We start from the raw sequence: 9,626 nt of genomic DNA on the forward strand, positions 1-9,626 counted from the left end.
AGGCGCCCGTCCGACAGTCATGAGCGAAAACAAACCCGAAAACGCCGGTCAACCCGGCAGTCCAACGCCGCCTTCGGCAGCGCCGGCAACGTTGCCAACGCCCTCTACCTCTTCCACGTCGCTGACGTCCGGTACACCGCCCGTCGAACCCGCAGTTTCGTCACCGCTCTCGCATGAGGATGCCGTCCAGTCGCCGCTAAAAGACCCGCTAGACCCGCTGGCCTCGAGCGCGGCCCCGTCGACTGGCGCTGCAGGCGTGACAGTCACCGGCGGGTCTGTCGACGCGGCGCCGGGTGCGTCCGAGGCGGCAGCGAGATCGTCTACTGACCTACCCGGGAGCGCGTCGACGGTGACGCCCGCCGACCGGCGCACGGCCCAGCAACGCGATGCGGCGGAAGCGCGGAGTTCCGCCGCCGCTTCGGTCGCGAAGCAGGAAGCGGCCGTTCATGAGCGCGATGCGCGCGCGGCGCGCGGCGGCGCAGCGGCGGCTTCTACGCCGCCCGCGCCTACTGTGGCACCCGCGGTGGCACCCGCGGTGGCACCCCCCGCGGCACCCGCCGTAGCACCCGCGCAGTCTTCGCCGGCCCACAGCGCGACGCCGCTCACGAGCGAGCCGATTGAAGGCGAACTGGTCGCCTCGACCGACGAAGTGCTCGCCGCCGAGGACGTTGCGGCCACCGCCGCGCGTCCCGCCGGCGCGCCGCCGCCGGGTTTCGGCGCCGCGCCGGATTTCAGCGCGAGCAACCCGCCGCCGCCGAACGCGTTGCCGCCCTCGCCACCGCGCTATCTGAAGCAGACCGATTCGGCGTGGTCGGTGTTTGGCCGCATCATCGCGGCGCGTGCGCGTCAGCTCTTCGACCGCGCGGGTCAGCGCATTACCCAGCGCACATTGCGCATCGGCGTATCGGCGCGCATCTTTCATCCCGAGCCCGGCGCCAAGGGGCTGCGCGGCAAGACGCTGCAGTATCTCGAGGAGTCCATCGCCCATTGGGTCATGTCGCGCGACGTGCTGGTGTTCATGATTCCGACGGTCGGCCATCAAGGCATGCTGCATCCGAGCAACATCCGTTTGCGCGATTACGCGAAACATCTTGACGGACTGCTGCTGCAAGGCGGCGCGGACGTCTCGCCGCAGTCGTATGCGGAAACCGCGTCACGTCCCGAATGGCCCGGCGACCGCGTACGCGATATGTACGAACTCGAGCTGCTGCATGAATTCATCGAGTCGGGCAAGCCGGTGCTCGGCGTGTGCCGCGGCTGCCAGTTGATCAACGTGGCGTTCGGCGGCACTTTGTATCAGGACATTGCGACCGACGTACCGACCGCCGGCGCGCACGTCAACGAAGACTACGATCAGCACCGCCACGCAATCCATTTTCCTGACGGCTCGACGCTCGCCAACATGTTTCCGGCACGGCGCGATGCGATCGTCAACTCGATCCACCACCAGGCGGTCAAGACGCTGGGCCGCGATCTGAATATCGAGGCGGTGTCCGCATCCGACGGCATCATCGAAGCCGTGCGCTACCGGCGCGCGCCGTTCGTGATGGGCGTGCAATGGCACCCGGAGTTTCATCGCGCCGGCGGGCCGGAGCTGCTCGATTGCACGCCGCTTCTCGACACGTTCTTGCGCGTGGCGCGCGAAACGCGGTTTTAGAAGAGCGCGGGAGCTTGCGCGGGCGTCGAGGTTGGCGGTTGGCGGTTGGACCTAGCGCCGGGTTGAGTTGCCTTGGGCCTTCGGGTTGTGGTTGCTTTCGGGTTGAGTTCACTCTGAAGCTGCGGTCTGCCCGAGGGTTTGAATTTACGTGGACGACACTACGCAGGTCATAGAATGCGATTCGTCGAGGCGCCGCTGTGCAAGCGGCGCATTTTTTTTGCGCTATCAAAAAATGCTTTTATTTCAGGACAAGCTCGCGTGTCGTGTGATTCGGACACCGTAGCTTTATCTCGATTTAAAGTCTGTTTTTGCGACGCTTCCATGCTTCGCTTAAGTACTAATCCGCGCGATAATCCAAGGCTGTTTTATGGATCCGCACGGAGCATGCAGGTATGAAGCACCCCTTATCTTTACGGCGCGCCGTGCTGCTCGCGACTTCGTGTGCGCTGTTGCAGCACGGTGCTTTCGTGCTGGCCGCGCAAGGCGAAGAGGCCGCGCCGATTGCCGGCACCAGGCCCGCCATGAACACGCTGACGCCGCAGCCTGTCGCCGACGCGCTGCGCGACGCGGCAATGGGGGCGGCTGTGCCATCGTCCGCGGCTTCGTCGGCGTCTGCCCCGGAAACCGCTTCGGAAGCGCAAGGCAACGTGGCCGAGTTGATGCAGATGATCCAGGACGCGAAGCTGAGCGAACTGCGCACCACCTATAACGGCAGCTACGGCGCGAGCCTGTTCTTCTATCCGCGCGAAGTGACTTACTACATTGCGTTGTTCCAGGACAAGCATTTCTGGCGGGTGATCAAATCGGCGGATGCGGGCCGGGCCGAGGCCATCTACGCGGGCTTCGTCCAGCAAACCGCGCAACTGTCCGAGGTGGAGATTCAGCGTACGTTGCTACAGGCGCAGAAATCCTACATTGAGGACGTTATTGCACTGTCGGAAGAGCGGGCGAAGCGCTTGCAGGCCGACCTGGAAGTCGCCCGCTCGCAGCAGGCCAAGGTCAACGACTACCAGCGTCAGACTCAGAGCGAAGCGGCGGCATTGCGCGAAGAGAAGGAGCGCGCGCAGGCGCAACTGAGGCAGGTGCAGGGGCAGGTAATTCAGTTGCAGCGGCAGACGGAAATGGGTCTGCCGGGCCTGAAATAACAGTGTTCGACGCATGATGAAAGCCCGGTTCCTGGCCGGGCTTTTTTTGCGCGGGTTCGCGGCCGGGCGTCAGGCGCGAGCGCTCTGTCGCGCGGTGCGCGCGACTAACCGACCCGTGAGCACGGCTACCTGATGAACTGGTCGGGGGCTTCCGTTACGCGGCGTTGCGAGAGCCGGCTCATCCACTGCTGGCCGCTGTCCGGCGCCGAAGGCGCCAATGACGGCGGCTGCGCCTGCGCCTGTTGGGGGCGGCCGATGCTTCGAGTATTGGCGCTCAGGTCGACGGAAGCGTAGTCGTCGATGCCGAGCGGCGACGGCGCGAGCGGAGAGTAAGAGCCCGCGACCGACGGTTTGACGAACCGCCGCGATGCATGCGAGGCCGCGGTGAGATTCGCAGCGAGATTCGCGGCGTGGCCGGCTGGTTCGTGCGTACGGCTCAGTGCTGTGGTGCTTGCCGCAGCTCTGTGCGCGCTGCGGCGATGGTTGTCGTTGCGCGCGACTGCTTGCTTCGGGATACGTACGGTCGGCGCCGTGTGCGGCGTGTGTACGGCGATCTGCGTGGTTGTCTCTCTGTTTGGTGTGGCTTCCTCGAGCACCATCGTGCGGGCGCGGGCTGGGGCGGGTGCTGCTCCTGTTGCTGTTGCCCCTGCAATTGCCGTTGCCGTTACTGTTGCCGGAGCCGGAGCCGGAGCCGGAGCCGGAGCCGGAGCCGGAGCTGGAGTTGGAGCCGCGGCTGCGTGCTCAGACTGTGCTGTCGGAGTTGCGGTCATTACCGTCACGTGCGTGGCTTCGCCGCTGTATTGTGCGGCCCCTGCGCCCGCGAGATACGGCGCTTGTGCCGTTGTCATGTTACGTACGGCGCCATGTTGGACTGACTTCATGTCCTTACCGTCGGCCTGATGCGAGGCGCCGTCATGACGAGGCGCCAGCCACGCGACCAGGGCCACGCCGCTCAGCGCGCAGGCAGCGCCCGCGAGCATCCGCCACGGCAGGAGCGGCGCGCGGGGCGCATGCCGCTCAGCTTCGGACGTATGCCTTGCCACTGGCGCAAACATTTCGGACGAACCGGGCGCTTTGGCGCGAGGCAAAGTCTCCGCTGACGGCGGCGCATCCGCGGAAATGGAGTCGGCGAAAGCCGCTGCGGTCGCCGAACCCGCCGAGCCCGCCGAGCCCGCCGAACCCGCCGAACCCGCCAAACCTGTCAAACCCACACCGTCGGCAGACCCCAACACCGCCTCTCGCCCTGCAGCACCGCTATCTACCACTCGCTGGCCAATCACCGCGGCCACGCCCGCAGCCGCCGCTGCCGCGGCACGCCGATTCTCCGGCGCGACCCAGCGACAGAACGAGCGAATCGGCTGTTCATTCAGGTTGAACGTCTTGAGAACGGCGCCATACAGCCCGTGCAGCCGCGCGTCCAGGCAGTAGCCTGGCGCGAGCAATTCCCACCCGCGGCCAAAGGGCGCCGGTACGTCGTTCAACGGACGGGAGCGCGGCAACGCCATCGCGCCTTCGACTACGGTTAACGGGGTGGTGGCCATCGCTCTTTTCCAGCGCCTCGGCATAAGACGCCGCATGGCATTCGTGGGTCGGCGACGAAGGCCTCTGAGTGCAACGCAAAAAACGCTTCTCACATGCGCGCGAGCGCTACGGCGCAGGAGCAACAAAGCTCGCGCGCACGTGCGCGAGCGGACGCATCAGCGCCCAGGCCGCAAAGCCGTCGTCGGGAAAAGCAGATGATGCGACGGAACCGAAGATGAAAGGCCCTGACACTTCCCAAAGTGCATGACGAAACGTCCGAGATGCAAGCGGCCCAGACTCAGATCAATCGCCCGACTGGTCCAGTCGATAAACATAGCGCAGCGCGGTGATGTCCACGCCGCCCATACGGTCCGGCTCCGCGCCGACGAACCGCCAGCCTTGCCGTTCATAGAAGCCCATTGCGGGGAGGTTGCCTTCCAGCACGTAGAGATACAGCTGCGTTTCGCCTTGCGCGTGAGCCCAGTCTGTGGCGGCGCGCATCAGCAGCTTGCCGGCGCCTATGCCCTGATACCCCGGTAATGCGTGCAGGTTGTCGAGCAGCGCGCCCCACGCGGAATCGGGCTGACGCTCCACGCACACGAAGCCGATCGGCTCGTCGCCCAGCAGCGCAATCTGCACCATGCGGCGCTCGCCGCCGGGCGCTGCCATGCGCGCTTTCCAATACGCGTCGCGTTCCCCGGTGACCTCGCCGTCCAGAAAGGCGTCGGGCAACAGGCCACGGTAAGTGGCGCGCCAGCTTGTGCTGTGAATGGAGGCGAGCAGCGCGGCATCGTCGACGGTGGCGTGGCGCAGCGACAGGGCGGGAATGGTCTGCATCGGAAAGTGAACAACTGAAATGGCCTGGTCGCCATTCTAGCGGTCGCGTGCGGAGGTGTTGGCTGTAATGAAAATGTAGGGAATACGCAACACTCTCATCGACGGTAACATGGCTTGGCGCGGCTTTGCGGGGACGTCAACGTTTACCCTGATACCGCGTAAATCGGTTCGCCTGCAGAATGCGGCGCCCCCGGCGCGGCCTCGTCTGCAGACTCAGCTCACCTGTGGCATCCGCCAGTTCGACCAGGCGGACCGTTTCATCGCCAGATCGCCGCGGGCCGCGCGGCGTTGGACTCATCAGGAAATGTCAATGTCAACAGCGTCACACGCCATTTCTTCGGCGGAAGAATCCAAGGTCAAGACAGTGTTCCGCGTGGTCAGCGGCAACTTTCTCGAAATGTACGACTTCATGGTCTACGGCTACTACGCGTCCGCGATCGCCAGGACCTACTTTCCGAGCGGCAGCGAATTCGCCTCGCTAATGCTCTCGCTCTCCGTGTTCGGCGCGGGCTTCCTGATGCGGCCGCTGGGCGCGATCGTGCTGGGCGCCTACATCGACCATCACGGCCGGCGCAAGGGCCTCATCCTCACGCTCGGCCTGATGGCGCTCGGCACGCTCACGGTGGCGTCCATTCCGGGATACGCGACCATCGGCCTGCTCGCGCCGGTGCTGGTGCTGTTCGGTCGCCTGCTGCAAGGTTTCTCGGCAGGGGTGGAACTGGGCGGCGTGTCGGTGTATCTGTCCGAGATCGCCACCAAGGGGCACAAGGGCTTTTATTGCGCGTGGCAGTCGGGCAGCCAGCAGGTCGCGGTGGTGTTCGCGGCACTGCTCGGCGTGATGCTCAACAAGACGCTGCCCGCTGATCAGATGAGCGCATGGGGCTGGCGCGTGCCGTTCCTGATCGGCTGCCTGATCGTGCCGTTCCTGTTTCTGATTCGCCGGTCGTTGAAGGAAACCGAGGAATTCTCCGCGCGCAAGCATCGTCCGGGCATGGGCGAGATCATGAAGAGCATGGCCGCGAACTGGGTCACGGTGCTGGGCGGCATGGGCATGGTGATCATGACGACGGTGTCGTTCTACATGATCACCGCCTACACGCCGACTTTCGGCAAGGAAGTGCTGAAGCTCTCGGCCATCGACACGCTCGTCGTCACCGTGTGCATCGGCTTGTCGAACCTGATCTGGCTGCCGCTCGCGGGCGCGCTGTCGGATCGCGTCGGCCGTCGTCCGGTGCTGCTGGCCTTCACCGCGCTCACCTTGGTCAGCGCCTATCCGGCGCTGCAATGGCTGGTCGCGGAGCCGTCGTTCGCGCGTCTGCTCACCGTCGAGCTGTGGCTGTCGTTCCTGTACGGCAGCTATAACGGCGCGATGGTCGTCGCACTTACCGAAGTGATGCCGGTGGAGGTGCGCACCGCGGGCTTCTCGCTCGCCTACAGCCTCGCGACGACCATCGGCGGCTTCACGCCGGCCATCTCCACGCTGCTGATCCATTCGACCGGCAACAAGGCCGCGCCGGGCCTGTTCCTCGGCGTGGCGGCAATCTGCGGACTGATTGCTACGCTCGTGCTGTACCGCACGCGTGAATCGCGCGATCAATACAAGAGCGCGTGAAGCGCGGCATCGGCGGACGGCGCCTATCCATCGCGCAGCCCTTGCGCCACGGCTTCCACCACCTCACGCCACGCACCGGGCCGCGGCTGGCGCAGCAGCTTGGCGCTGGCGTACCAGGCGCTGCGCGTGTCGTCGGGATACCAACGCCAATCCGGCGCGAACGGCAGCATGAGCCACAGCGGCTTGCCTAGCGCGCCGGCGAGGTGAGCGATCGACGTATCGATCGAAACGACTGCATCCAGCCGCTCGACGATCGCCGCCGTATCCGCGAAATCGCTAATGCGCCCGTCGAAGCGGTGAATCCGCCCGGCGCGCGGATGCGCGTCCAGCGCCGCGCGTTCGTCGTCGCGCAGATCGGGCTGAAGCACGATCCAGTCTATGCCTTCGAGCGCGAAGAGCGGTTCGAGCGCCGCGAGCGGCATCGAACGCGTTTCGTTCTGCTGGATGCGCCCAGACCATGCGAGCCCGATCTTGCGCCTCGCCTGACCGCCCAGCGAGCCGCGCCATTTGCGCCGCCAGGCGGGTGGCGCGCTCAGGTAGGACGTGCGCCCGGGAATCGTAGCGGGCGTCGTACCGAGCGCGAGCGGCAAGCTCAGCAACGGGCATTGCAGATCGGCAGCAGGGCGGGGCGTGCCGCGGGCCACCAGCGTTACCCGCCACGCCTTTGCCGCCGGTTCGAGGAGCGGCAGGAGCGGCGGCTGAACTTCGAGCACCACGCGCGCGGCCCGTTGCGCGGCGAGCGGCACGAAGCGCACGAACTGCAGGGTATCGCCGAATCCCTGTTCGGCATGGATCAGCAGCGTGTGCTGCCCGATGGGCTCGCCGTGCCAGCGCGGCAACGTCTCGATAGCCGGTTCGGCGACAGTCTGCAGTCGCCACTCATACTCGGGGAGCCCGCGCGCGAAATCGCCCAGCGCGAGCCATGCCAGCGCGCGGTTCATATGCGCGGCCGCGAGATCGGGCTGCAGGCGCAACGCCTGATCGAAGGCGCGCACGGCGGTCGCGTGTGCGCCTAGCCCTTGGTGCGCGGTGCCGAGGCTCAGCCAGGCAAGCGCGAATTGCGGATCGAGACCGACCGAGCGTTCCAGGTACGGAATCGCCTCCGCGTGACGCCCGAGCGCGGCGAGTGCGTTGCCTATGCCGAAGATGGCGGGTGGCAGGTTCGGCTGCAAGGCAAGCGTGGCCTCGAACGACGCCACCGCTTGCTCGTGACGGCCGGTGGCGTCGAACGTATTGGCGAGATTGAAGTGCGCGGCGACAAAGCGCGGCTCCGCGGCCAGAGCGGCCTTGAAGCAGGGGATGGCTTCGTCCGCCCGGCCGAGCGCGTTGAGCGACATGCCCATGTTGTTGAGTGCGCCGGCGTGGCCGGGGCGCAGCTCCAGCGTGCGCCGGAACGACGCGATGGCTTCCTCGTGACGCCCGAGCGCATGCAGCGCGTTGCCGAGATTGTTGTGCGACGAGGCGTCTTCCGGTTGCAGGCGCAGCGAACGGCGGAATGCGTCGGCGGCGTCCTCGTGACGGCCCGCCGCCGCATACGCATTGCCGAGGTTGTAGTGCGCCATGGGAAACGACGGCGCGAGCGTCAGCGCGTTGCGGAACTGCTCGATGGCTTCGTCGATCTGGCCGAGCGCCTTCAGCGCATTGCCGAGGTTCAGCTGCAGCGCGGCGTCTTGCGGACGCAGGTTGACCGCGCGCCGCACCAGGTCGGCGGCTTCGGCGTGCTGGCCCTGCTGATGGCGCAGCACGCCCAGCAGATGCAGTGCGTCGACGTGCGCGGGATTGCCGTCGAGCGTCGCGCGGTAGCCGCGTTCGGCGTCGTCGAGGCGGCCGTCACGATGCGCCGCAAAAGCGCGGTCAAAAACAGGTTGCATGACGGGGAGGGTAGCGGTGAGGCAAAGGCCGCATTTTCCCACACTCGCGGGAGGCGCCCCGATTTGACCAGGTTCCGGGTCTCGCTTAACATGTGAACACCTATTCACATGTCGGCCGCCATGATTCCCGTTACCGCTTCCGGCCCGCCGCCGACGGGCTTCGACCCGCGTTCGGCGGACACTATCGTGCCGCTTGCCGACCTCTTCCGGCTACTCGGCGATCCGACGCGCTTGCGCATCGTGCTCGCCTGCGTCGACGTACGTCGTCCGGTGGGGGCGATTGCGGAAGAGCTGGGGCTGTCGCCGTCGCTCGTCAGCCATCATTTGCGGCTGCTGCGCGCGGCGCGAATCGTGCGGGCGCAGCGGCAAGGCAAACAGGTGTTCTATCTCGCCGCCGACCGCCATATCAGCGCGATGCTGGCCGGCATGCTCGAGCACGTCGCCGAGCCTACCCGCGACGACGCATTGGATCTGCCATGAAGGAAATCGAAACACGAGAAGAGGAGCACGCGCCGGCGCGGCTCGCGGCATCGGATGCCGGCGGGCAATGCCACGGGCATGGTCACGGCGATGGTGCGGGACAGGGGCACGACGATCGTAGCCACGACCACACCCACGACCAAAACTATGGTCACAGCCACGGCCAAAGCCACGACCAAAGCCATGATCACAGCCACGGCCACGGGCGTGATCATAGTCACGACCAAAGCCACGGCCATGGTCCTGATCACAGTCACAGTCACAGTCACAGTCACAGTCACAGTCACAGTCACAGTCACAGTCACAGTCACAGTCACAGTCACAGTCACGGCCACCACCATGCCCATGCCCCCGTGGCCGGCCACGGTTTGGCATTTGCGCTCGCAGTCGTGCTGAATGTCGCGATCGTCGCCATGCAGGCCGTGTACGGCGTGCTCGCGCATTCCACCGCGCTGCTCGCCGACGCCGGCCACAATCTCTCAGACGTCCTCGGGCTGCTGCTT

The 9,626-nt window shown here is 66.0% G+C and carries 7 protein-coding genes and 1 pseudogene; 5 read left to right on the forward strand and 3 right to left on the reverse strand.

From position 1 onward, the window contains the following. Window positions 1-19: 19 nt before the first annotated feature. On the forward strand, window positions 20-1,657 hold the full coding sequence (locus F757_RS0116780) for a gamma-glutamyl-gamma-aminobutyrate hydrolase family protein (RefSeq protein WP_027212402.1): 1,638 nt from the start codon (window positions 20-22) through the stop codon (window positions 1,655-1,657). 392 nt (window positions 1,658-2,049) lie between these two features. Further along, window positions 2,050-2,802 (forward strand): DUF2968 domain-containing protein, encoded by a 753-nt coding sequence (locus F757_RS0116785; protein ID WP_027212403.1) that lies wholly within the window; start codon window positions 2,050-2,052, stop codon window positions 2,800-2,802. Between the two features lie 125 nt (window positions 2,803-2,927). Here F757_RS0116785 and F757_RS0116790 read toward each other — a convergent pair whose 3' ends face one another. Next, on the reverse strand, window positions 2,928-4,343 hold the full coding sequence (locus F757_RS0116790) for a hypothetical protein (RefSeq protein WP_027212404.1): 1,416 nt from the start codon (window positions 4,341-4,343) through the stop codon (window positions 2,928-2,930). A 283-nt stretch (window positions 4,344-4,626) separates the two neighbouring features. Further along, window positions 4,627-5,160: a GNAT family N-acetyltransferase gene (locus tag F757_RS0116800; RefSeq protein ID WP_027212405.1), complete on the reverse strand. Its 534-nt coding sequence runs from the start codon at window positions 5,158-5,160 to the stop codon at window positions 4,627-4,629. A gap of 310 nt (window positions 5,161-5,470) precedes the next feature. Between F757_RS0116800 and F757_RS0116805 the strand changes: the two genes are divergently transcribed. Beyond that, complete coding sequence (locus F757_RS0116805) at window positions 5,471-6,772, forward strand: MFS transporter (protein WP_027212406.1); 1,302 nt, start codon at window positions 5,471-5,473, stop codon at window positions 6,770-6,772. Window positions 6,773-6,795: 23 nt separating this feature from the next. Here F757_RS0116805 and F757_RS0116810 read toward each other — a convergent pair whose 3' ends face one another. Then, entirely contained in the window at window positions 6,796-8,643 is a 1,848-nt protein-coding gene (locus F757_RS0116810) for a tetratricopeptide repeat protein (RefSeq protein WP_027212407.1), read from the reverse strand. 120 nt (window positions 8,644-8,763) lie between these two features. Between F757_RS0116810 and F757_RS0116815 the strand changes: the two genes are divergently transcribed. Then, window positions 8,764-9,123, forward strand: coding sequence for an ArsR/SmtB family transcription factor (locus F757_RS0116815; protein ID WP_035467002.1), 360 nt, complete (start codon window positions 8,764-8,766; stop codon window positions 9,121-9,123). Next, a pseudogene (locus F757_RS36625) lies at window positions 9,120-9,626 on the forward strand (cation diffusion facilitator family transporter); the annotation flags it as partial. The gene F757_RS0116815 and the pseudogene F757_RS36625, both read left to right, overlap by 4 nt.

The sequence above is a fragment of the Burkholderia sp. WSM2232 genome, from assembly GCF_000472545.1.
GTDB lineage: Bacteria > Pseudomonadota > Gammaproteobacteria > Burkholderiales > Burkholderiaceae > Paraburkholderia.

Excerpts from the sequence above, each read along its gene's own strand:
- F757_RS0116785 (WP_027212403.1), top strand. The coding sequence starts at position 2,050 with ATGAAGCACCCCTTATCTTTACGGCGCGCCGTGCTGCTCGCGACTTCG.
- F757_RS0116810 (WP_027212407.1), bottom strand. The coding sequence starts at position 8,643 with ATGCAACCTGTTTTTGACCGCGCTTTTGCGGCGCATCGTGACGGCCGC.
- F757_RS0116800 (WP_027212405.1), bottom strand. The coding sequence starts at position 5,160 with ATGCAGACCATTCCCGCCCTGTCGCTGCGCCACGCCACCGTCGACGAT.
- F757_RS0116790 (WP_027212404.1), bottom strand. The coding sequence starts at position 4,343 with ATGGCCACCACCCCGTTAACCGTAGTCGAAGGCGCGATGGCGTTGCCG.
- F757_RS0116805 (WP_027212406.1), top strand. The coding sequence starts at position 5,471 with ATGTCAACAGCGTCACACGCCATTTCTTCGGCGGAAGAATCCAAGGTC.
- F757_RS0116815 (WP_035467002.1), top strand. The coding sequence starts at position 8,764 with ATGATTCCCGTTACCGCTTCCGGCCCGCCGCCGACGGGCTTCGACCCG.
- F757_RS0116780 (WP_027212402.1), top strand. The coding sequence starts at position 20 with ATGAGCGAAAACAAACCCGAAAACGCCGGTCAACCCGGCAGTCCAACG.